The sequence below is a fragment of the Francisella opportunistica genome (genome assembly GCF_003347135.1).
Lineage (GTDB): Bacteria > Pseudomonadota > Gammaproteobacteria > Francisellales > Francisellaceae > Francisella > Francisella opportunistica.
In genome coordinates this window covers 1363449-1387315 of the sequence record NZ_CP022377.1, presented here as the reverse complement: position 1 = coordinate 1387315, position 23867 = coordinate 1363449, and the positions used below count along the sequence as shown (strand labels likewise).

Sequence of the window (23867 nt, the reverse complement as noted above, 5' to 3'; positions counted from 1 at the left end):
TTCAAGTTTTAGTTACTGTGCTAGATTTTAAAAGTCTTGGGTGGTCTGTATATACACCAAACATACCAATGTCCTGTGCATAAATATATTCCTTGGGAGTATTTACTGCGATCATTACGGCATTTATATTATTGTTAATTTTTTTAATATCATCTAATAATTTCTTATTCCATAAATTCTTAAAAGAAACGTTATTACATCCTTTTCCAAGGGTAAAGGATTCACAGACTTGCATGTTTCTCTCATTCTCAAAAGCTATCCATTGAATATCGCGTGAGATTAAAAAGTTCTTTTGTAATTTGTGATGAGTATAAGCATTTAAGAGCATTAATCTTGTTGTATCTCTATTTTGAAAGACTTTTGCATTAGGAATTTTCTCTTTTAGATATTTAATTATGTCTGCATTTGTTGAATAGAAAATTATTTGTTTAAGTTGAATGGCTGTTAGTGTTTTGCACAAAGAGTCTATAAGAGATTTGTATTTGTTTGTTTTGATATCAACTATTAGAATCGTATTATCTGGGATAATTTCTAGAACTTCGCTAAATGTTGGGATAGTTATACCTTTATCTCTAAATGGATAACCTACTAATCCTAATTTTTTAAAATTATATCCAGCATCTAATTTTTTTAATTCAGCAACTGTAAAATTCTCGGGATTACCATTACCATTTGTTGTTTTAGCGAGATCAAAACCATAAAAGAGAATGGGTATTTTATCTTTTGATAGTTCTAGAGTAATATTTATGTAGCTAAATCCATCATCTATATCTCTTTTAATAGCATATAAGGTATTTTCAGGATATTCACCACCTCCTGCATGATGGGGGATTATTATAGGATACTGATTCGAATAACAATTACTTGCTACTACTAATAGAAGAAATAAAATGATTGTTTTATTAAGATGAATTATTGTAATTAATTTATTCATTTATTTATTTACTATCATCCTATTTAAGTAAGTAAATTAATAGGGTAAATATTAAGTCAATTGGTTAGTTAGTCAAATGTAATTACTAGCAAAAAATAATAATTATTTAACAAACATAAAAGAAAAGAAGTTTATGTTATAAAAATTAATCAACTATTAATATTTTATTAGGTTCCATGAACAAAAAAATCATCTAAGCCAAATAAAGGTGCTTGCTAATGCTATAAAGCCGAGGAAAGCAGAACAAGTCTTATCAAACCTAGAGAAAACCCTTCTAAAATGCTTAATTTTAGAGAAAAAGTTCTCTATCAAATGTCTTTCCTTATAAATATGCCAGTCAACATTATGGCCTTTGGTATAGTTTTCTCTAGCAGGAATGACTGGTTTATTTTTATTTTCCTCAAGGAATTTTATATTTTCTTCAGAGAAATATGCCTTATCAGCAAGAATATAAGCATTTGTTATTCCTTCTAAGAGTTGTTGTGAGGGTACAATATCATGGACATTACCAGCAGTTATTATAAATCTAACGGGATTTCCTAAAGCATCTGTAAGAGTATGAATCTTTGTTGTTAAGCCACCCACACTTCTACCCAAAGCATTGATTTCATTACCATTTATCTCATAACCACTAGCACACGCATGTGCTTTAACAGATAGTGAATCTATCATGAACTGTTGTGAATCAATGTCTGAAACATAAGTCATTAGATTATTCCAAACACCTTTGTCAGCCCAGTATTTATAACGCTTATGGATGGCTCTACTATTACCATAATCCTTGTGAAGATATTTCCACTGAGCTCCTGTTTTTAAGATAAAAAACACTGCTTCTATGAATCTTCTAAGCTTAACTACATCTTTTGTATGCAATCCTTTTTGAGCTGTTAGAAAAGTTAAAATAGTTGACCAATTTGTTTCTGATATGTAATATTCCATATATGTTAAGTATGTTTTTTTGTTTCACAAAACTATTTAAATATACTTAACTGCTTTATTCAATTTTTTTGTTCATGGAACCTATTTTATTGTTTGCTTTTTGATAAGTTATTTATTGGATATCAAGTTTTATCAAAAGATTTTATAAAAAGGTAAAAAATTTTCGAAAAAGTACTTGCGTTGTTGATAGGTGATGTGTATTATGTGTCTTCACCGGCTGACGGATGATGTTAGTTGTTGAGAGGCGAGAGTTTCTAGTTGATATTTAAGAGATATATTATATACAAACACTTTGTTAAAGAATTTGAGTAACAGTAGTTAGAGTCAGAAATTGATTTAAACTGAAGAGTTTGATCCTGGCTCAGATTGAACGCTGGTGGCATGCTTAACACATGCAAGTCGAACGGTAGCAGGACTAGCTTGCTAGTTGCTGACGAGTGGCGGACGGGTGAGTAACGCGTAGGAATCTACCCATTTGAGGGGGATACCAGTTGGAAACGACTGTTAATACCGCATAATATCTGTGGATTAAAGGTGGCCTTTGTGCTGTCGCAGATGGATGAGCCTGCGTTGGATTAGCTAGTTGGTAGGGTAAGGGCCTACCAAGGCTACGATCCATAGCTGATTTGAGAGGATGATCAGCCACATTGGGACTGAGACACGGCCCAAACTCCTACGGGAGGCAGCAGTGGGGAATATTGGACAATGGGGGCAACCCTGATCCAGCAATGCCATGTGTGTGAAGAAGGCTCTAGGGTTGTAAAGCACTTTAGTTGGGGAGGAAAGCCTATGGGTTAATAGCCTGTGGGGAGGACGTTACCCAAAGAATAAGCACCGGCTAACTCCGTGCCAGCAGCCGCGGTAATACGGGGGGTGCAAGCGTTAATCGGAATTACTGGGCGTAAAGGGTCTGTAGGTGGTTTGTTAAGTCAGATGTGAAAGCCCAGGGCTCAACCTTGGAACTGCATTTGATACTGGCAAACTAGAGTATGGTAGAGGAATGGGGAATTTCTGGTGTAGCGGTGAAATGCGTAGAGATCAGAAGGAACACCGATGGCGAAGGCAACATTCTGGACTGATACTGACACTGAGGGACGAAAGCGTGGGGATCAAACAGGATTAGATACCCTGGTAGTCCACGCTGTAAACGATGAGTACTAGCTGTTGGAGTCGGTGTAAAGGCTCTAGTGGCGCAGCTAACGCGATAAGTACTCCGCCTGGGGACTACGGCCGCAAGGCTAAAACTCAAAGGAATTGACGGGGACCCGCACAAGCGGTGGAGCATGTGGTTTAATTCGATGCAACGCGAAGAACCTTACCTGGTCTTGACATCCACAGAACTTTTCAGAGATGAATTGGTGCCTTCGGGAACTGTGTGACAGGTGCTGCACGGCTGTCGTCAGCTCGTGTTGTGAAATGTTGGGTTAAGTCCCGCAACGAGCGCAACCCCTATTGATAGTTACCATCATTAAGTTGGGTACTCTATTGAGACTGCCGCTGACAAGGCGGAGGAAGGTGGGGACGACGTCAAGTCATCATGGCCCTTACGACCAGGGCTACACACGTGCTACAATGGGTATTACAGAGGGCTGCGAAGGAGCGATCTGGAGCGAAACTCAAAAAGGTACTCTTAGTCCGGATTGCAGTCTGCAACTCGACTGCATGAAGTCGGAATCGCTAGTAATCGCAGGTCAGAATACTGCGGTGAATACGTTCCCGGGTCTTGTACACACCGCCCGTCACACCATGGGAGTGGGTTGCTCCAGAAGTAGATAGCTTAACGAAAGGGCGTTTACCACGGAGTGATTCATGACTGGGGTGAAGTCGTAACAAGGTAGCCGTAGGGGAACCTGCGGCTGGATCACCTCCTTAACGGAAATACGAAGAATAAGAAAAAAGCTTTAATTGCTGATCAAGTGATTTAGCATGGTGTTTGTAGATAATATATTTTAGTGTGAATAAGATACGGGTCTGTAGCTCAGTTGGTTAGAGCGCACCCCTGATAAGGGTGAGGTCGGTAGTTCAAGTCTACTCAGACCCACCATTTTAGGTTTAGTTGGGGCCATAGCTCAGCTGGGAGAGCACCTGCTTTGCACGCAGGGGGTCAGCGGTTCGATCCCGCTTGGCTCCACCAATATTTTATTTACATGAAGATAGAGATATTTAACAATTTAGTATAGAAATAGACTTAAGAAAATAAGTGCAAGCGGTGGATGCCTTGGCATTCAGAGGCGATGAAGGACGTGATAATCTGCGATAAGCTTCGGTTAGCTGGTAAATGAGCTATGACCCGGAGATTTCCGAATGGGGGAACCCGGCTAGGATAACCTAGTCACTCACTCGATATAGGGTGTAGGGCGAACGAGGGGAACTGAAACATCTAAGTACCCTTAGGAAGAGAAATCAATTGAGATTCCCGTAGTAGTGGCGAGCGAAGTGGGAAGAGCCTGGTATGATATAGTCTTAATTATAGTAGAACAAGTTGGGAAGCTTGACGATAGAGGGTGATAGTCCCGTATACGAAATAATCGAGATGGAACTAAGCATACGAACAAGTAGGACGGGGCACGTGGAACCTTGTCTGAATATGGGGGGACCATCCTCCAAGGCTAAATACTCCTGAATGACCGATAGTGAACTAGTACCGTGAGGGAAAGGTGAAAAGAACCCTTATAAAGGGAGTGAAATAGAATCTGAAACCGCTTGCATACAAGCAGTAGGAGCATGATTTAGACATGTGACTGCGTACCTTTTGTATAATGGGTCAGCGAGTTACTTTTAGTGGCGAGGATAACTGAATAAGGGATCCGTAGCGAAAGCGAGTTTTAATAGGGCGACTAGTCGCTAGGAGTAGACCCGAAACCGGCGCGATCTATCCATGGCCAGGTTGAAGGTTAGGTAGTACTAACTGGAGGACCGAACCCAATACTGTTGCAAAAGTATGGGATGAGCTGTGGATCGGAGTGAAAGGCTAATCAAGCACGGAGATAGCTGGTTCTCCCCGAAAACTATTTAGGTAGTGCCTCGTGTATAACTCATTGGGGTAAAGCACTGTTTCGACGATGGGGGTTTTACGACCTTACTGACTCGATGCAAACTCAGAATACGATGAAGTTTAATCACGGGAGACACACTGCGGGTGCTAAGGTCCGTAGTGGAAAGGGAAACAGCCCAGACCGCCAACTAAGGTCCCTAAGTCATAGCTAAGTGGGAAACGAAGTGGGAAGGCCCAGACAGCCAGGAGGTTGGCTTAGAAGCAGCCACCCTTTAAAGAAAGCGTAATAGCTCACTGGTCGAGTCGGCCTGCACGTAAGATTTAACGGGGCTAAGCTATGCACCGAAGTTGCGGAATATATTTAGTATATTGGTAGGGGAGCGTTCTGTAAGCCGATGAAGGTGAATTGAGAAGTTTGCTGGAGGTATCAGAAGTGCGAATGCTGACATGAGTAACGTAAAATAAGTGAGATTCTTATTGGCCGAAAACCCAAGGATTCCTACGCAATGTTAATCAACGTAGGGTAAGCCGGCCCCTAAGGCGTAGCTGAAGAGTGAAGTCGATGGGAAACAGGTTAATATTCCTGTGCCGCTTATATGAACGAAGGAGGGACGGAGAAGGTTAGGTAGGCCTGGCGAATGGTTGTCCAGGTGAAAGTATGTAGGTAGAGGTGTTAGGCAAATCCGGCATCTTGTTGATCTGAGATACGAGACGAAGTCAAACTTGTTTGACGAAGCTATTGATACCATGCTTCCAGGAAAAGCTTCTAAGTATATTGTATAAGCGACCGTACTGTAAACCGACACTGGTGGGTAGGTAGAGAATACTAAGGCTATGAGATAACTCTGGTGAAGGAACTAGGCAAAATGACACCGTAACTTTGGAAGAAGGTGTGCCCTTGATGGTGATGAGACTTGCTCTTTGAGCTGTTGGGGGTTGCAGATACCAGGTGGCTGCGACTGTTTATCAAAAACACAGCACTCTGCGAAATCGTAAGATGAAGTATAGGGTGTGACGCCTGCCCGGTGCTGGAAGGTTAATTGAAGGGGTTAGCGCAAGCGAAGCTCTGGATCGAAGCCCCAGTAAACGGCGGCCGTAACTATAACGGTCCTAAGGTAGCGAAATTCCTTGTCGGGTAAGTTCCGACCTGCACGAATGGCGTAACGATGGCCACACTGTCTCCACCAGAGGCTCAGTGAAATTGAAATCGCTGTGAAGATGCAGTGTACCCGCGGTTAGACGGAAAGACCCCGTGAACCTTTACTATAGCTTTGCACTGGACTTTGAATATTTATGTGTAGGATAGGTGGGAGACTAAGAAGCAGCTACGCCAGTAGTTGTGGAGTTGACCTTGAAATACCACCCTTGAATATTTGAAGTTCTAACTCAGGAGAGATTCGAGGACAGTGTATGGTGGGTAGTTTGACTGGGGCGGTCTCCTCCTAAAGAGTAACGGAGGAGTACGAAGGTGCACTCGGTACGGTCGGAAATCGTGCCAAGAGTATAAAGGCAAAAGTGCGCTTGACTGCGAGAGTGACGGCTCGAGCAGGTACGAAAGTAGGTCTTAGTGATCCGGTGGTTCCGAATGGAAGGGCCATCGCTCAACGGATAAAAGGTACTCCGGGGATAACAGGCTGATTCCTCCCAAGAGTTCATATCGACGGAGGAGTTTGGCACCTCGATGTCGGCTCATCACATCCTGGGGCTGAAGCAGGTCCCAAGGGTATGGCTGTTCGCCATTTAAAGTGGTACGCGAGCTGGGTTCAGAACGTCGTGAGACAGTTCGGTCCCTATCTGCCGTGGGCGTTAGAGATTTGAGAAGAGTTGCTCCTAGTACGAGAGGACCGGAGTGAACGAACCACTGGTGTTCCGGTTGTTTCGCCAGAAGCATTGCCGGGTAGCTACGTTCGGACGGGATAAACGCTGAAAGCATCTAAGCGTGAAGCCTCCTTCAAGATTAGATCTCTCTGATGTAAATCGGTAAGGAACGTTGGAGACTACGACGTTGATAGGCTGGGTGTGTAAGTGCAGTAATGTATGAAGCTTACCAGTACTAATGATCCGAGAGACTTAAGTCTATTTCTATGCTGAATTGTTAAATATTTTTATGTCCAAACACAGTTTTGGCGATGATAGCTTGTAGGAACCACCTGAATCCATTCCGAACTCAGAAGTGAAACTACAAAACGCTGATGATAGTCTGGCATTGCCCAGGTGAAAGTAGGTAGTCGCCATTCTTTTGAAATATCAGAAGACTTATCGTGATAAGCAATCTAAAGCTCCTTTACTAGGGGCTTTTGTATTTATGGCTCAACAAATTAGATATATCTTAATAACTCACCTTACGCGAAATTTATTTGGTTTTTAATTTTTCTTAGTTCCTTTAAAGCGATAGCATTTGCTTTAACTATCAATTTATACTTCAAAGCAAAATGATTTAAGGGCGTGTTGAAAACTAGCCATATATAGAATAATATTTGTTAAAATATAGTTATATTAATTTTCATATGCTTATCTGATGAATCAACTAGAGATGATAAGTCTTAATGACTTAGTACCGAGAAATCATATATATCGTAAGTTTGTATCGATTTGGAATTTTAAAAATGTTGCTAAGAAATTAAAGAAGTTTGAAAAAGATAACCCTTATAAAGGTTATGGAATGCTACGTTTATTTAAATGTTTGCTATTACAATTTATGGAAGATCTTAGCGATAGAGAATTAGAGAAATATCTACAAGAAAATAACGCAGCAAAATGGTTTTGTGAATTTACATTATTAGAAAAAACTCCCGATCATAGTGTATTTTGTAAATTTAGAAAGAATATAGGTACTCGTTTTATATCGGAAATTTTTAATGATTTAAGAAAGCAATTAAAACAACAAGGATTTATCAATGAAGTCTTTAGTTTTGTTGATGCTAGTCACTTAATAGCTAAAGCTAATCTTTGGAAAGAAAGAGATAAAGCTATCAAAGAGAAATATGAAAAGTTAAATAATGAAATACTTCCTAAAGTAGCTATAGATAAGCAAGCACGTATAGGCTGTAAAGGTAAAGATAAATTTTGGTATGGTTATAAGAAACATACTAGTGTAGATATGCAGAGTGGACTGATTAATAAAGTAGCTGTGACACCTGCCAATGTTACAGACGCAAAGGGTATAAAATATGTTTGCCCTGATGGTGGTGCGATTTATGCTGATAAGGGATACTGTACAAAATATGCTAACAAAACTGCCAGGGATAACTGTTGTGACCTTAAAGCTATAAAGAAGAATAATATGCTTGGTAAAAATCATGATCAAGACAGTTGGTTTAGTGCTATACGTTCACCTTATGAAAGAGTGTTTGCTCATCAGGATAAACGTGTTAGATATAGAGGAGTTTCAAAAAATCACTTTGCTGAACTGATGAAATCTATTTGCTTCAATCTTAAGCGACTTGTAGTGCTTGACCCACTCAATTTGTGCTTGAACTAGGATACGTGTATCCAAATATCAGAAATATTAATAAAACATAAAGAAAAACTTTAGAATAGTGGCCTAAGATGCACAGCGTTAAAGAATTAAGCTTTAAACACACAAATTGGGTAAGCTTTCAACAGCCCCTTTAAAGATGTTTTTATTTTTAACATTTCTAGTTTACAAAAAGCTATTAAAGAGCAAAAGTATGGTTTCTCTGGATTTTTTCGACCTTCATAGGTGAGGCTAATAATGATGCATTTTGTTTTATTGATTTATGATAAACCTCTATTTGCCACCTTTTTTGGTAGTCATGATAAAACTGTTTAGAATCTATTTCTAAGTCATTCGTTATAAGATATAATATAAATAAACTTTGGTACCAGTTTCGTTTGTGAAATTCTTCTTAGTTAAAGTGTACAGGAAAATTTACATCTTTAAGCCATAACTTTAAAATTTCTCCATCAGCAATCTCTAGTTCACAAAGTTTAACAAAATCTTTTTGTTTCCTAGCTGTATCACTTAAAGCTATAAGTCTATTTGACTTAATTCCTAGAATAAATCTTTTAGATAAATTGTGATGTATAAAGTTTATATTATCCTTAGAGCAAAACCAGTTATCAGCTAATTATATAACTGAATTTTACATTATTCCTAACAGCTTGATTTATCATGCTTTGAAACATCTGATTTTTTGTTAGCTTTGAGCGGCGTTTATATTTCTTATCTTTCTCATCAAAATAACTTTAATCTTTTTTAACTATCTCATAGCTTATAGGAATTGATAGATTTGATGAGCCAAGCATACAAGAAACTATATTGATCCCTTTTACATGCGATGAACTTGCATGGGAATAATGCCAACATACTACATCATTTTCATCTGTACTTGGCTTTTCACTAATAGTGTCATCTAGACACAAAACATCTTGTTTCTAACTAGAGGCTTTGCGTACTTCCATAGCTCTAAGCTTGTAAAATCTAAATCTCTCAAAAAACGTGTGATTTTATCATGTGATATTTCATTATCTAATATATCTGATAGCTTCGTCGCTGTTGCTTGATTAGTCTGACTTATCAGATAATCCGTATATAAATCTAAAAGATCCTCTTTCATTTTTTGAATTAATCGATTCATGATTATATAGCTTAAGCTTTTTAGCTTAAATTGTAAATCTTGCGTAAGGTGAGTTACAAGTATACATCAAATGCTAAGTTAGTACACTACTAAATATGTTTTGGAGTCTCATCTTAATTGGTGATACTTATACACAATAAAATCTCCAAATTGATTTTGTTTTAACCCCATCATGAACGTCTCTATTCGATTAGGTAATGATAATGATCTGGAAGGTCCCCATGTTGATTGTCTAACAATACCATTTGTATCTTTTTCTATATAAGAAATATGACCAAGTTCATGATCAACATTAGATCGAATTAAAAATGCTGTTCCAGATTTTTGATTTTGCATAAATTGAAAAACGCTAATTTCTCCTTGAGGAGCAATTCCAGTCTCAACTAAATCAACGCCAAAATATTTTTGATATGCTTCAGTAGGATTTTTTTTGTAATTAAGATTTCCAGCAGGAGGTTTCCATCTATCTCCTTCATGCATTGCTTTTGAAATACTTTTTTTACTTACTTCAACATTTGTTCCTTCAAGCGCCCATAAAAGTGCTGCATGCTGACAGGATACTGCACATTTTTTGTTGTTACGATAAATTTCCCATGTTTCTTTTGCTTGAACACCCCTTTTCGTATCTGATAATTCACTTGATCTTGATACTATCGATGCTTCTGAAGCTATACTACTAGCTCTATTAATAATAGTAGGATAGTTCCATATTTTCCTCTTAATTTCATTTCTATCATGTTCTCTTGTAGTATCATGTAGCTTATTATTATTATGCAATATTGTATGAAGAAAGTCTTTTAAAATATCGGTCTTCACTAATCCAAAACTAGTATATAGCGCATGTATTATATATGTTAAACAAGAATTAGGATGCACCTTTATTAGACCTGTAAAATCTCTATATCTTCCTGTTTTAGATACAAATGATTGTAGTTCTTGAATTAGTTGGTTTTCATAAGTTGGTAATCGAGCATCAGAATCTTGTGATGCATTAACTTTTTGATTCAAATCTCTCAGGAAATTTAATAAATAATTAGCTCTATCTAAACCTGATTGCCTATGTCTATGATGAAAATGAAATATACTCTGCTTAGCTTTTTCATTGTATGAAATGTATTCTTCGACGCATTTTTCTAGTTGAGATATCAATGATGATAAATTTTCTAATAATTGTCTTGCTGACATACTATTTTTATTTTTATTTTTATTTTTATTTTTATTTTTATTTTTATTTTTATTTTTATTTTTATTTTTATTTTTATTTTTATTTTTATTTTTATTTTTATTTTTATTTTTATTTTTATTTTTATTTTTATTTTTTTATTATATATTTGTATTGCTTTAAAGTCATGTAATTTAAACTCTTTTTTAGTATATTACCCTTTCCTTGATATAATAAGGTAGAGGAAAAGTGGGCTCAATCTAAGTAAAATAAGGCTTCGACTTACGCTCAGCCAGCTTATTTCTATTAAAACAATGGTTAAATCAACAGACTTTTATAGGATATTTACCAGAACTCAAAATCGCTAATAAGAAGCGGTTGGTAGCATTAGATGGAGTTTTCCTATAATAGAGTTAGTGATAAATTACATGGTAAAATAAAAGTTTTATTTTTGATGGAAGGAAAATAGTTAGAAAAGCTTTATATATGGCTATTGTTTCTAGTCTAAGATATTCCCAAAAGCTTAAGGGGTAAACCTTAAAGTTATTTTGATAGTTATCATTAATAAACTTATTGATATTATTAGTCGCATTATTATAAAGACAAACTTATTGGGTTAAAAAAATATAAACAAATTATTGATATTTATAACAGATGCTGAAGTTAAATAAACCTCTTTGATATAGTATTCAATTAATCGTTACAGAGTTACTTATTTTATAATAGTATCTAAAAGTTATGCTGTTTCTAAGTATAATTAAAAGTAATTTTATATATTTTAGCTAATTATTAATAACATACCAAAAAAATCTATTTTTCAATATTCTTAATCAAAATAATGTTTCCATCTCCCTCTGTATGGGTAACTAAGTAGTTGCCTGATGAGTGCTTGCTATCAATAGCTCCTCCTATTACACATTTGCCGGATGCGTAGCAAGTAGAAAGTACTCCTTCATTTTTAGGATCTCTCAATTCTACCACTGCGCTTCCGTATATAGGATTTGACGCATTGATAAACCCTATGTTATTACCTTTATTATCTTCTATAGTAAATTGGATGTTATTAGGTAATATATTAGCATCACAAGTTATTTTTAATGTTTTTCCATCGTTACTTTTTACTGCACAGTCTCTTGTTATCTCACTCACAGTTGAAATTTTTGTGCCATTAACATCGTTCTTAATAGTAAATGATGTTTCTGCTATAGCTGCTGCTGGAGCGATTAAACTTAAACCTAACATGCCAACTAAACTTTTTTTCATTATTATTCTCCTATATTCTATAGTTAAAATAAATATTCACTTACTAGTTTGCAATTTAAACTTTAACATAATTTTATAAATATTAAAATATTTTATATGGCAGATTTAAAATTCATATGTTGTTGCAAATATTAAAGTAAGTTGAAGAAAGGGTTCTGTCGCAAACAGAAAACGTAGTTAACTTGACGATGACATATGGAGGTGTCAATAACTATTATGAAATTCCTTATATAATTCCTTTTGGTAAGTTATATTTTAGGATAAGATAATATCAATCAAAAGAGAGAAATAGGTTAAGAAGTAACTATTATTTTTTAGCTATTTTAGTTTTTTCTACCTTTTATTACTATGTATGTCAAGCACACCATTTTTTATATTTAGCTTCAACAAGTGCGGTTGCAACTTTGTACAAATTTGTCATTTAATTTTATAAACTTAATATTTGATTAATTATATTCTACTAAATCAATACCTATATACTAATTTTGCTAAATTTTGATAAAAATTGATTCTTGAAAAGATAGTGAAAGACAGTCAAATTCAATGTGATTTTTAGAAAATTATAAATTGAATTAAACTTATGACTGCTGTTATGAATGGTTTCATTATAAAAAATAGTAGATTTGAACCGTTAAAAGGGATAACAATCAATGCTAATATAATAAAAAAACCATATCTTTCTATACTATTATATTTATATGCTAACTTTACTGGTAATAAAGAGGAGATAATTCTACTACCATCCAGGGGTGGAATTGGTAGTAAATTTAGAACCATTAATACTACATTGATCATTATTCCATAAAAAGCCATCCCTTGAATATAAGGATGCAGAGTTACGTATTTTGCTACTATTGCCCAAATAAATACCATTATTAAGTTTGCTAATGGTCCAGCAATAGCAATTAAAGACATATCTAACTTAGGGTTTTTGAGTTTAGAGTAGTCGATTGGAACAGGTTTAGCCCAACCAAAAATAAAAGGAAAGCCAAACGAAATTGACGAAATAAGCATTAATCCTGGAAATAAAATAGACCCAAGAGGATCAATATGAGGTACAGGGTTTAATGTTACTCTGCCTAGTTTATACGCTGTATTATCACCACAAATTTTGGCTATAAAGCCATGAGCAGCTTCATGCATTGTGATTGCAAAAATAAGTGGAATAACTGCCATTAATACAGTCATTAAAATATGGTTTATATCCATCTATGAACTTCAATCCATAAAAATTTATAATCAACAAATTATAGTGGTTGAATATGTAAATATGAAGTTAAAAATAAATAAAACAATTAAAAAATATCTAAAAAATATAAATAAAAGCTTAAATTACCTTTTTTTGTATGATATAAGTTTAATTGTTAGTCTAGTTATTTGAAATTCAAGGCAATTAGACTGTAATTTAAAACTGTAAGGAGATAATTATGAAAAAGGTCATCGCGATTGTTTTAGTTTCATGCATATTAGCTTCGTGTGTATCAACATATGAGCCAATCCCTGCAAATAAACAATCTCAGCAGTAGCATATTTATAGGAGATAATAGTTATGAAAAAGAATATTTTTAAAATTATATTAATTGGATTGTTTTCAATGACTCTAATGTCATGCGTAGTCAAAAATGAATGTCCAATCAAGAAAGATGCGAATGGTAATGAATATTTAGATCGAAATGCATGTACTTCAACACCTTATTTAGCAGGTATAATTCCTTTAGCATAACCTAAATCTTACAAAATTAATTTTATTGGTTCAGGTTTGTAAGTAGAATTGTAAATAATAAACAAAATTATAAATAAATCTATCTATAAATATTTACGCTTTATTAATTTTTTGTGGTATCATTAAAGTTCATTACTAAATTTAAAATTATGCTTCACGTTATTTTGTTTTTGACTATCTATTTAAAAATTAATTTATACAATAAATAAATTTAATAAAAAGTTTAAATTGTAATAATTGCTGTAAAAAGGTTGTTGCAAATAATAAAAGCTGTAAGATGAATAATTCAGGGGGAGTCATTCACATTAAATTTTATAAGTTTGAGGAGACTCATTATATGGCGAATCAATATTCTGGTAATTTTGAGCAAATTGTTAAAAATAGATTTAAATGTTCAGCTAAAGAGATCTTATTAAGGTGTCAAAGAGAAGGCTTAAGTTATCAAGATGCTGAAAAAGTTTTAGGCTTTAAGCATGTTACTATCAGAAAATGGGCTAAAAGATTTGATATTAAGTTACCACCTAGGTTTAGATCTCTTGATGAACATATTGAACAAAAAAGAGAAATTGCTTATGTAAACCAATGCAAGGCAAATAAAATCAACAAGACAAATATTTTTAGCCGCTGCTGGATAAATATGAATCTTTATTCTGCAATTAAAGCTAAATCTTGATTGACCTGTATTTTGATGTTAGTTTGATTTTCATCAAATTTGAAATTAACATTCTTTCCAGAAGTTAAAACAATCACTGTTGAGCCAAAGTTGAACCATCCAAGAGTATCGCCTTTGTTGAATCTAACATTAAATTTATCACAACTATAGTCCCAAGTTTGTATACCTTTGTAGTAATTTGGAGCGACTTTACCATGCCATACGGTTTCTATACCTGCAACTAAAAGAGCTCCAACAAAAATTACAGCAACTTCTCCAATTACGGTATCAAAATAACAAATGAGCCTTTCATTTTTTGCAAAAAGATTATCAATCCTACTAGTTGTTGTTTTATTAACCGAGAAAAGTTTGCCTGGAACATAAACCATCTTTGTAAGCATACCATCTATAGGCATATGTACTCTATGATAATCTTTTGGTGAAAGATAAATAGTTGCAAATTTAGTAAAATCAGCTGTTGAACTTGCAGCAATTAATGATTTTAATGAAAAGAGTCTATCTTTAGCTTGAATTAAACTATTATTCTTTATAGTGCCGAATTGACTTAATATGCCATCTGCTGGTGATGAAATAATATTTTTGTCACTAGATAGTGGTCTTAAATCATCTTTTAGTTCTCTTATGAAAAAATCATTGAAAGAAGGGTATTTGCTTATATCGGTTTCTTTAGCTTCAGCTAAATTAATATTGAATTTTTTAATAGCAAGATTTATCAAATAGTTTTTAATAATTTTATTTTTTGAATCAGCAAGTTTGCTAATTAAACGTGAAGTCATAGCATGTGGAAGTAGATATTGTAAATATATAAATAAATTGTCTTTCATTGATTTTGCATATCTTATTATTTAAAGCTTTTGTTATATTATTATAGCACTGTGCTATAATGATAAGTCAATTTAATTAGCTAGTTGTATTACTAAAAAATGAGAAATACTATCAAGATTGTTATTTTAGTGAGTCTTGGCATGTTACTGCAAAGTTGTATTACTAGTAATGTTGAAAATGATTTTTCTTATGAGAACTTGACAGATACTATAAGTGGATCACCATTTAGAAATAGAAAGTATGATTACGCAAGAGTAAAAGTCTCAGAAGAACCAGCACTAAAAATTCCAACTGGACTAAATGGTGAAAAGATAAAACCGGCATTAAAACTTCCAGATGGTGATAATAATTACGCTAGTTCACAAGTAACAGAAGCACAAAAGCAAATGCTGCCACCAAACTACTCGATTAAATTTGATATGGCTAAGATTATTAGTGATCAAATATCAAAAGTTTCAATTAGTGTTGTATATGATGACACAGGTTCATTAAAGCTTGTCTTTAGAGAACCTTTGTCGATAACTATTAATCTTTTAGACAATTATTTCAAAGAGCACCCTGATAATTATGTTATCACAGCCGAGAAAGATGAGATTTTATCTGGACATTTAATAACAGTAAAAGATACTAAAAAAGATTTAATTTTTGTGATACTGGCTCGTAAAGTAGACGAATTATCAAGTTTGGTTAAGGTCAATGCAGTATTTACTAGTGATGGCAAAACTCTAGCTCCAAATCATATAGATGAAGGAGTTAGAATCTTGAGTGATATTCGTAAAGATTTAAATAATACCGAACTTAAGAATGATAATAATATTCAAATTGCTAAACAAGCTGAGGCCAATCTAGTATCTTCAGAAGCAAGTGCTAAAAATGGCAGATCTAGCTTGGGAGGACTGTTAAGTTCGAAGAAAAGTGGTTTTGGCTTTGGTTCATACGATAGAACTATTGATAACTCTTTAGAGCAACAAAAAACTAGCACTAACCAAGTTCAACAGCAAGATTACACTCAAATGACAGCGCCATCAGATGATAAAGTCTATGATAGTCAGACTCAAGCCCAAGTATTAAATACATAGGTGAATAGATGTATGATATTTCAGTTTTTGTAGGTAGGTTCCAGCCTTTTCATAAAGGTCATTTACATAATATATCGGTGGCACTTCAAAAGAGTAAAAAAATTATCATAAATGTTGGCAGCTCTTTTAATGCGCCAAATATAAAAAATCCTTTTTCTTTTGAGCAAAGAAAACAGATGATAAAGAGTGATTTGCAAATTGCTGGAATTGATTTAGATATCGTAGCGATAGAACCTTTGGCTGATTTCTTTTATCAAGAACAAAAGTGGCAAGATGTGTTGCGTAAAAACGTTTATAAGCACGCTAAAAATAATGAAAGTATTGCTATTGCTGGGTACATAAAAGATAGCTCTAGTTATTACATAAAAAGTTTTCCTGAATGGGACTATATTCCAGTTGATAATTATAAGGACTATAATGCTACTGAATTCAGGAAAAAGCTCTACAAGGGTATTATATTAAAACAATACATGTGTAGTGATGATCCTAAATTAGGCACTTATAATTTATTGATACAGTTTATGCATTCAGAGGTATATCAAGACTTGGTTGCAGAAAATAATTATGTTATAGAATATAAAAGATCATGGCAAAATGCTCCTTTTAATCCAAACTTTGTGACAGTTGATGCTTTAGTTATAGTAAATGATCATATTCTTATGGTGCAGAGAAAAGGCTTTCCTGGTAAAGGTTTATGGGCACTACCAGGAGGATTTTTAGAGTGTGATGAAACTATCTCACAAGCTATAATTGGAAAATTAATTGAAGAGACAAATATCAGCTTATCAGAGGAGCAGCTTGCTGTAGCAAAACGCTGTGAAAAAGTTTTTGACTATCCTGAGCGTTCAGTAAGAGGAAGAACAATTAGCCATGTTGGGTTGTTTGTCTTTGATGAGTGGCCAAGCTTGCCAGAAGTTAATGCCGCGGATACTAAATGGATGGCTTTAGACTCAACTATTGAAAATATGTGTGATAAAATGCTAGAAGATCATTACCAAATTATCACAATTTTACTAGAAGAATGTGGTAAGAAATTATAAGGAGTTTTTTATTATGGGGTTATCGGTTGTTATTTTGGCTGCAGGCAAAGGTTCAAGAATGAACTCAAATAAACCAAAAGTTTTGCAAACGCTAGCAGCAAAACCTCTTATCGAGCACGTTGTTAGTTCTGTTGAGAAACTAAACCCAGATAATATAGTTGTTGTTACAGGACATCTAAAAGAGCAAGTTGAAAACGCATTACAAGGAAGAAATATAACATTTGTTTGCCAACAACAGCAACTTGGTACAGGCCATGCTGTTTTACAAACTCTATCTTACTTAAAAGAACAGAAAGTTTTAATTCTATATGGTGATGTGCCTTTAATTTCGCCCGAAGTTTTAGAAAACTTAGTCGATACTACTAATGATGATGATCTTGGTGTATTGACAGCCTTTGTAGAAAATCCTCAAGGTTTAGGTAGAATTGTTAGAGATAGGTTTGGTGCGGTTACAGAAATTGTTGAAGAAAAAGATGCTAATGATATTCAGCGCCAGATAAAAGAAATTAATACAGGAATTTATTGTGTTCATAAAAATTTATTACAAAAATGGTTACCGCAGATAAAAGCAAATAATGTCCAAAAGGAATATTATCTAACTGATATAATTACTTTTGCAAAAACTGATCATGTTTCGATAAATGTAACTCATCCGATTAACGAGTTTGAAATTTTAGGTGTAAATGATAGAGCACAATTGGCTAGTCTTGAGCGAGTTTGGCAAAGAAATGTTGCTGAAATGATTATGGCTAAGGGTGTGAGCATTGCTGATCCGAATAGATTTGATGTGCGTGGTAAACTTGATGTTGGTAAAGATTGCTGGCTAGATATTAATGTAATAATTAAAGGTAATGTAAAACTTGGTAATAATGTTGTTGTTGGTGCTAACTGTATACTTAAAAATTGTATTATTGAGGATAATGTTAGAATTAAATCTAATAGTATGGTAGATGGTTCTATTATCCGTGAAGGTGCAATAGTTGGTCCTTTTGCACGTATTAGACCTGAATGTGATATTAAAGAAGGAGCAGTTATCGGTAACTTCGTTGAGGCTAAGAAAACTGTTGTTGGTAAAGGTTCAAAGGCATCGCATTTAACTTATCTTGGAGATAGTGAAATTGGTGCTAATTGTAACATAGGTGCTGGTGTCATAACCTGCAATTATGATGGTGTTAATAAGCATAAAACAGTTATAGGTGATTATGCGTTCATAGGATCTGATTCACAACTAATAGCTCCAGTCAATATTGGTCAAGGTGCAACTGTTGGTGCTGGATCAACTATTGCAAAAGATGTTCCTGCTGATAATCTTGCAATTTCAAGAGCAAGACAGCGTCATATTGATACTTGGCAAAGACCTGTCAAGAAAACAGTTTAAATAAAAAAAATAAGGTTTGTATTATGTGTGGAATAGTAGGTGCTAACTCTACAAGAAATGTTACTAATATTTTAATTGAAGGTTTAAAAAAGCTAGAGTATAGAGGTTATGATTCTGCAGGTTTGGCAATAATTGATGAAAAAAATCACATAGATATATGTAAAGAAGTTGGTAAAGTTGTTGAGCTAGAGAAATCTGTACATAATTTAGTTAACTTTAAAGGTGATATAGGTATAGCTCATACTAGATGGGCAACTCATGGTAAACCGTCTAAGAATAATTCTCACCCTCATGCCTCTGAAAGCTTTTGTATCGTTCATAATGGTGTCATAGAAAATTTTGCTGAGCTTAAAAAGACTCTTATTGATGATGATTATAAATTTAAATCAGATACTGATACTGAAGTTATCGCACACCTGTTGCAAAAAGAGTGGCAAGATAACCTTTCTATAGTTGAGAATATCAAGCATGTTATAGCTCTGCTTAAAGGGGCATATGCACTAGCAATAATCTCGCAAAAATTCCCTGATAAAATTGTTGCGGTGCGCTCAGGCTCGCCACTTGTAATTGGCTTGGGCATCGATGAGAATTTTATTTCGTCAGATGCGTTATCGCTGCTGCCGGTTACAAATAAGTTTTCTTATCTTGATGAAGGTGATATTGCAATTATTTCTAAAGATGATGTTGAAATTTTTGATAATAATGGTGTAGCAAAAAATCTTGAAGTTGAAGAGTATAATTACACATCAACAAGCGCTTCTAAAGATGGTTATAAACATTATATGCTCAAAGAGATATATGAGCAGCCAGAAGCTGTTTCAAATACTATCTTAGCATCATTAGCTGATGGCGAAATTAGTTTAGATAGTTTTGATAAAAAAGCCAAAGAGTTATTTGAGAAAACTAAACACATTTGTATTGTTGCATGCGGAACTAGCTATAATGCTGGGATGACAGCAAAGTATTGGCTCGAAAAATATACAAAAATTCCATGTAATGTCGAAATAGCAAGTGAGATCAGATACAGAGATAATGTTGTAATTGATGGTTCTTTGTTTGTGAGTATTTCTCAATCTGGTGAAACAGCAGATACTCTAGAGTCGCTTAGAAAGAGCAAAAAGCAAAATTATGTTGGTAGTATGTGTATTTGTAATGTGCCAAATAGTTCGCTTGTGAGAGAGTCTGATATCGCTTTTATGACAAAAGCTGGTATTGAGATTGGCGTAGCTTCAACCAAAGCATTTACAACTCAGCTAGTGGCATTAGCTATATTTACACTAGTAATTGCTAAACTCAAAAATACTTTATCAGACCAGCAGATAGCTAAATATACTGAAGAACTTAAAAATATTCGAGCTTTGGTCATGGGCGCCTTAAAGCTAGATGCTGAAATAGATCAGATAAGTGAGTACTTTTCTGATAAAGAGCATACTATCTTTTTAGGGCGAGGGTTATATTATCCTATAGCTATTGAAGGAGCATTAAAACTTAAAGAGATTTCTTATATTCATGCTGAAGCGTATCCATCAGGAGAGTTAAAGCACGGTCCTCTGGCACTAGTTGATAAGAATATGCCAATAGTTGCAGTTGTGCCAAATGATGAATTATTAGATAAAACTTTATCTAATCTACAAGAGGTGCATGCTCGAGGTGGTAAGCTAATTCTTTTTGTCGCTAAAACTATTAAAGAAAGAGTTAATTTTGATAACAGTATTGTATTAGAATTAGATGCAGGACATGATTTTAGCGCACCTGTAGTATTTACGATACCACTTCAATTGTTGTCATATCATGTAGCTATAATCAAAGGTACAGATGTTGATCAACCGAGAAACTTAGCTAAATCTGTAACTGTTGAGTAAAGCTTAAACAGTTTTACTTTCTAATCATTTATTTTTTCGAAGCTGCTATCGCTAGTCTGCAATTGGTTTAAACAAAACTAAGGTGGTTTTATGGAATTTAATAAATCTTTCTGTTATGAGGATGTCAGTCTTCAGATAATGACTCAAAATGATTTTGGTAAGTTATTTGACGTAGCTAAAGATCCTGAAATATGGGCTCAACATAATGACAAGAAACGATATGAGATAGAAGTTTTCAAAAAGTATTTTGAAGCTGGTTTAAACAATCTGCAAAACTGTTATCTTATCTTTTACAAAAATCAACTAGTTGGTTCAACTAGATATTATGAATATACTCCTAGTCAATCATTAATAAAAATAGGCTATACATTTTATGCTAAAAAGTACTGGGGTACAGAAATTAATAGAAAAGTTAAAAAGCTAATGCTAGATTATGCTTTTGAATTTGTTGATGACGTCTTTTTTGATGTCTGGGATAAAAACTTTCGCTCGCAAAAAGCAGTAGCAAAGCTAGGTGCTAAACTTTACAGTAAAGAAGTTGCTAAACAAAAGTTAGTGTTTAGACTGACTAAAAAAGATTGGCAAAATAGCAATATCTAGATTAAATAAAAGCTCTTCTCTGAGAAATTCTTGCTCTTTTGATAGCTTGGCGTTTTGCTATCTTTCTTTTTTCTGTTGGCTTTACGTAGTGCTGTCTATCTCTTAGCTCTTGCTTGATACCAGCTTTTTCGCAAGCACGTTTGAAGTTTCTTAAACTTATATCAAATGGTTTGCGCTCATCTACTCTAATACTTGGCATTATAGTACCTCAATATTGATAGCTTCAGGACCTTTTCTACCTTCTTGAGTTTCAAAAGTAACTTGCTGACCTTCAGCTAGAGTCTCACCATTTAATTTTGATATATGTACAAATACATCTTTTCCACCATTTTCAGGAGTGATGAAACCGAATCCTTTTTGATCATTAAAAAATTTTACTGTACCTTGTGATTTATTATTCATTTTTATTCTCTTTAATTTTTTGTTTATTTAATTTTAGCTATAAAAGCTAGTTATTGTGTATGGAATTATCAAATGACAATTTAAGGGATTAAGCAAAAACTGAAATTAAATAACGAAAATTTAAATTAAGTAGAAATTTTCTTTATCCTTACAAAATTAAATTGTAGTACAAAATACTACTAAAAGATATATATAACTGCAAAATATTCAAAGTAATCTAAAATTGTTAATAGCTATTTTGAGTAGCCTTAGACTTAATCTAACTTAGCTCTTTTAGCTTTGAGTAAATCTTTAGCTTTATTCCATTGTTGTACTCGAGGTTTTAGAGTTTGGATTTTTTCTGCAAACTCAGTCTCTAAATCTATGTCATAGACATTTGCTAGTTCAAGTAAACTTACAAATACATCTGTAAGTTCGGCTTTGATTTTTTGATTATTATTGGTTTCTTCGTAGATTTCCTTTTGCATTATTTCATTTGCTAATTCGCCAACCTCTTCTGATAAAGCAATAAAGCTAGCAAGCCTTGGGTGGGTTATATCTTTAAAAAGTTCAGCGATAGTTTGTTGTGCTTGTTTTATTTGCATACTATTGATGATTAGTTTTATTTTTAGACTTGTAATAATTTTAACATCCTTTTGTAACATCTATATATTCATTAACTGATGGTTTATAATATATGACTAGATTTTCTTAAAAAATACTGATTGCAGAATGAGTCAAATAATAATAAAAACTCCACAAGAAATAGCAAAAATGCGCGTTGCTGGTAGGTTAGCGGCAGAGGTTTTAGAGATGATTACTCCTGTTGTTAAAGAGGGAATAACAACAGCAGAGCTTGATAGAATCTGCCATGAATATATAGTCAAAGAGCAAGATGCATACCCAGCCCCGCTTAATTATCATGGTTTTCCTAAATCTATTTGTACCTCAATAAATCATGTTGTTTGTCATGGAATTCCAGCTGATAAAAAGCTTAAAAATGGCGATATAGTAAATATTGATGTCACAGTTAAAAAAGATGGCTACCATGGTGATACAAGTAAGATGTTTATGATAGGTGAGTCATCAGTTATGGCTAAAAAGCTAGTTGAAGTTACTCACGAATGCTTATGGAAAGGTATAGATGTTGTCAAACCTGGTAATCATTTTGGAGATATCGGAGCAGCTATAGAAAAGCATGCAAAGAAGTTTGGTTATTCGATAGTTGATGCTTTTTGTGGTCATGGAATTGGTGCTAATTTTCACGAGCCTCCTCATGTTATGCATCATGGTAAAGCTGGTACAGGTGCAATGTTTGAAGAAGGAATGATATTCACAATCGAACCAATGATAAATATCGGTAAAAAAGCGGTATCAGTACTAAAAGATGGTTGGACTGCTGTTACAAAAGACCGCTCACTCTCAGCGCAATGGGAGCATACAATTTTAGTTACAAAAGATGGTTATGAAGTCCTAACACTAAGAGAAGAAGAAAAAAACTAGTATGTCAAAACAAGTAGCTCAGAAGCTGGTAAATCAAAAGTGTGATCTTTTACGAGCACAAAATGAAGAGATTACCGTCAATAAAGTTAGAAAGTTGATTGGTGAGGGTGTCTCTATTATTGATTTAGTAGAAAAGGTTAGTTTGTATAAAGATGATAAAAAGCAAGCTTTAGCAATTGCAGAGCAAGAAACACTAGAGCTTAAACAGCCTGTACGCGATGAACTGCTTGAAACTGTAAGAACTACACTAAATCAGTTTGATGTTGATAGAGATGACATTGCTTTTAGTTTACGGAGTAATATTATGCAATATATTCAACAACAAATATCTAAAGGCACTACTAAGTTAAAACACAAGCAGGTTGAGCTTTCTAATAAAAATGATAGCTTAGAAATTTCTAATCTTAGTTTAGATCGTCGCTATAAAGAATTACTCGAAAAATATAATCAGCTCAAAGAAGAAGCGTATAGTTTAAAACAAAGTTATAATACAAAATCTATAAAGTTTTTAGAAAAAGAAACAACAGAGAAAATGCTCTTAGCTTGGGAAGATTTTAAAGGCATCAAAGAGCAATTAGCTAGCTTGACGATGTATTCTAAGGTTGCTGCATATGATAAAAGTGGTGTTATTGTTATTAAGTTTCCAGCAACAGATTTTTTGACTCAAGAGTGCAGAGCAGGAGTAAGTAGATACCTAAAAGCAAAAACTGTGTTTGATTATAATATTCAAGCTTGGGTTCTCTCTGGATTTAAGGATATTCTGAAAACTTTAGATTTTTTACAAAGAAATAAATTTGTATTCTCAAAAGAGTTAGAAACTATTGCTTACTTAAGAAGGCAGAAGAGTTAAGCCTAGTAGATGTTTTTGAATGCTAGTAGCTAGTTATCTAGTATAGTGAGCTTTGTTAA

General features: G+C 34.1%; 18 protein-coding genes, 2 tRNA genes, 3 rRNA genes and 1 pseudogene. 14 read left to right on the top strand and 10 right to left on the bottom strand.

Going from position 1 to position 23867, the window contains the following annotated elements:
• Window position 1: 1 nt before the first annotated feature.
• Together CGC45_RS06740 and CGC45_RS06735 are read right to left on the bottom strand one after the other, a co-directional pair.
• Entirely contained in the window at window positions 2-934 is a 933-nt protein-coding gene (locus CGC45_RS06740; protein ID WP_071629551.1) for a glycerophosphodiester phosphodiesterase family protein, read from the bottom strand.
• A 189-nt stretch (window positions 935-1123) separates the two neighbouring features.
• Window positions 1124-1873, bottom strand: coding sequence for an IS5 family transposase (locus CGC45_RS06735; RefSeq protein ID WP_071629399.1), 750 nt, complete (start codon window positions 1871-1873; stop codon window positions 1124-1126).
• A gap of 338 nt (window positions 1874-2211) precedes the next feature.
• On the opposite strand from CGC45_RS06735, the gene CGC45_RS06730 reads away from it, so the two are divergent.
• The 6 genes from CGC45_RS06730 to CGC45_RS06705 all read left to right on the top strand — a co-directional run bounded on the left by CGC45_RS06730 (window position 2212) and on the right by CGC45_RS06705 (window position 8349).
• A 16S ribosomal RNA gene (locus tag CGC45_RS06730) occupies window positions 2212-3745 on the top strand.
• A gap of 95 nt (window positions 3746-3840) precedes the next feature.
• Window positions 3841-3917 (top strand) — tRNA-Ile (locus CGC45_RS06725).
• A gap of 14 nt (window positions 3918-3931) precedes the next feature.
• A tRNA-Ala gene (locus CGC45_RS06720) sits at window positions 3932-4007 on the top strand.
• Between the two features lie 52 nt (window positions 4008-4059).
• A 23S ribosomal RNA gene (locus tag CGC45_RS06715) occupies window positions 4060-6946 on the top strand.
• 44 nt (window positions 6947-6990) lie between these two features.
• Window positions 6991-7105: ribosomal RNA gene (rrf, locus tag CGC45_RS06710) — 5S ribosomal RNA — on the top strand.
• The 16S, 23S and 5S rRNA genes sit together here with 2 tRNA genes alongside, the layout of an rRNA operon.
• A gap of 281 nt (window positions 7106-7386) precedes the next feature.
• Window positions 7387-8349 carry a transposase gene (locus CGC45_RS06705; RefSeq protein ID WP_071628504.1) on the top strand — a complete coding sequence of 321 codons (963 nt, stop codon included), beginning with the start codon at window positions 7387-7389 and terminating at the stop codon, window positions 8347-8349.
• Window positions 8350-8435: 86 nt separating this feature from the next.
• Here the strand turns inward: CGC45_RS06705 and CGC45_RS09590 are convergent.
• The 4 genes and pseudogenes from CGC45_RS09590 to CGC45_RS06685 form a co-directional block, all read right to left on the bottom strand.
• Window positions 8436-9448 (bottom strand): annotated as a pseudogene (locus CGC45_RS09590) (IS701 family transposase).
• A 129-nt stretch (window positions 9449-9577) separates the two neighbouring features.
• Complete coding sequence (locus tag CGC45_RS06695; protein WP_071629550.1) at window positions 9578-10654, bottom strand: hypothetical protein; 1077 nt, start codon at window positions 10652-10654, stop codon at window positions 9578-9580.
• A 787-nt stretch (window positions 10655-11441) separates the two neighbouring features.
• On the bottom strand, window positions 11442-11894 hold the full coding sequence (locus CGC45_RS06690) for a hypothetical protein (protein WP_071629549.1): 453 nt from the start codon (window positions 11892-11894) through the stop codon (window positions 11442-11444).
• A 552-nt stretch (window positions 11895-12446) separates the two neighbouring features.
• Window positions 12447-13103 carry a site-2 protease family protein gene (locus CGC45_RS06685; protein WP_071629548.1) on the bottom strand — a complete coding sequence of 219 codons (657 nt, stop codon included), beginning with the start codon at window positions 13101-13103 and terminating at the stop codon, window positions 12447-12449.
• 851 nt (window positions 13104-13954) lie between these two features.
• Between CGC45_RS06685 and fevR the strand changes: the two genes are divergently transcribed.
• A complete protein-coding gene (fevR, locus tag CGC45_RS06675) occupies window positions 13955-14290 on the top strand; it encodes a transcriptional regulator FevR (protein ID WP_071629547.1) in 336 nt (111 codons plus the stop codon).
• On the opposite strand, the gene asd is transcribed toward fevR, so the two are convergent.
• Window positions 14263-15114, bottom strand: a complete 852-nt coding sequence (gene asd, locus CGC45_RS06670) for an archaetidylserine decarboxylase (protein ID WP_071629546.1) — start codon at window positions 15112-15114, stop codon at window positions 14263-14265. The genes fevR and asd overlap by 28 nt on opposite strands.
• A 99-nt stretch (window positions 15115-15213) precedes the next feature.
• On the opposite strand from asd, the gene CGC45_RS06665 reads away from it, so the two are divergent.
• The 5 genes from CGC45_RS06665 to CGC45_RS06645 all read left to right on the top strand — a co-directional run bounded on the left by CGC45_RS06665 (window position 15214) and on the right by CGC45_RS06645 (window position 21074).
• Window positions 15214-16194 carry a hypothetical protein gene (locus tag CGC45_RS06665; protein WP_071629545.1) on the top strand — a complete coding sequence of 327 codons (981 nt, stop codon included), beginning with the start codon at window positions 15214-15216 and terminating at the stop codon, window positions 16192-16194.
• An 8-nt stretch (window positions 16195-16202) separates the two neighbouring features.
• Complete coding sequence (locus CGC45_RS06660) at window positions 16203-17234, top strand: bifunctional nicotinamide-nucleotide adenylyltransferase/Nudix hydroxylase (protein WP_071629544.1); 1032 nt, start codon at window positions 16203-16205, stop codon at window positions 17232-17234.
• Window positions 17235-17247: 13 nt separating this feature from the next.
• Window positions 17248-18612 carry a bifunctional UDP-N-acetylglucosamine diphosphorylase/glucosamine-1-phosphate N-acetyltransferase GlmU gene (gene glmU, locus CGC45_RS06655; protein WP_071629543.1) on the top strand — a complete coding sequence of 455 codons (1365 nt, stop codon included), beginning with the start codon at window positions 17248-17250 and terminating at the stop codon, window positions 18610-18612.
• Window positions 18613-18635: 23 nt separating this feature from the next.
• Entirely contained in the window at window positions 18636-20474 is a 1839-nt protein-coding gene (glmS, locus tag CGC45_RS06650) for a glutamine--fructose-6-phosphate transaminase (isomerizing) (protein ID WP_071629542.1), read from the top strand.
• A gap of 90 nt (window positions 20475-20564) precedes the next feature.
• Window positions 20565-21074: a GNAT family N-acetyltransferase gene (locus tag CGC45_RS06645; RefSeq protein WP_071629541.1), complete on the top strand. Its 510-nt coding sequence runs from the start codon at window positions 20565-20567 to the stop codon at window positions 21072-21074.
• 1 nt (window position 21075) lies between these two features.
• Here the strand turns inward: CGC45_RS06645 and rpsU are convergent, their stop codons facing one another.
• From rpsU to CGC45_RS06630, 3 genes are all read right to left on the bottom strand, one after another.
• The gene (gene rpsU / locus CGC45_RS06640; protein ID WP_071629540.1) at window positions 21076-21273 is read right to left on the bottom strand and encodes a 30S ribosomal protein S21; all 198 of its coding nucleotides are present in this window, start codon (window positions 21271-21273) and stop codon (window positions 21076-21078) included.
• The gene (locus CGC45_RS06635; RefSeq protein WP_070083777.1) at window positions 21273-21476 is read right to left on the bottom strand and encodes a cold-shock protein; all 204 of its coding nucleotides are present in this window, start codon (window positions 21474-21476) and stop codon (window positions 21273-21275) included. Before CGC45_RS06635 ends, rpsU begins: the two co-directional genes overlap by 1 nt.
• Window positions 21477-21730: 254 nt before the next feature.
• Window positions 21731-22060, bottom strand: a complete 330-nt coding sequence (locus CGC45_RS06630; RefSeq protein ID WP_071629982.1) for a MazG nucleotide pyrophosphohydrolase domain-containing protein — start codon at window positions 22058-22060, stop codon at window positions 21731-21733.
• 127 nt (window positions 22061-22187) lie between these two features.
• Between CGC45_RS06630 and map the strand changes: the two genes are divergently transcribed.
• Window positions 22188-22958, top strand: a complete 771-nt coding sequence (gene map / locus CGC45_RS06625; protein WP_071629539.1) for a type I methionyl aminopeptidase — start codon at window positions 22188-22190, stop codon at window positions 22956-22958.
• 1 nt (window position 22959) lies between these two features.
• Entirely contained in the window at window positions 22960-23808 is an 849-nt protein-coding gene (locus CGC45_RS06620; RefSeq protein WP_071629538.1) for a hypothetical protein, read from the top strand.
• Window positions 23809-23867: the final 59 nt, after the last annotated feature.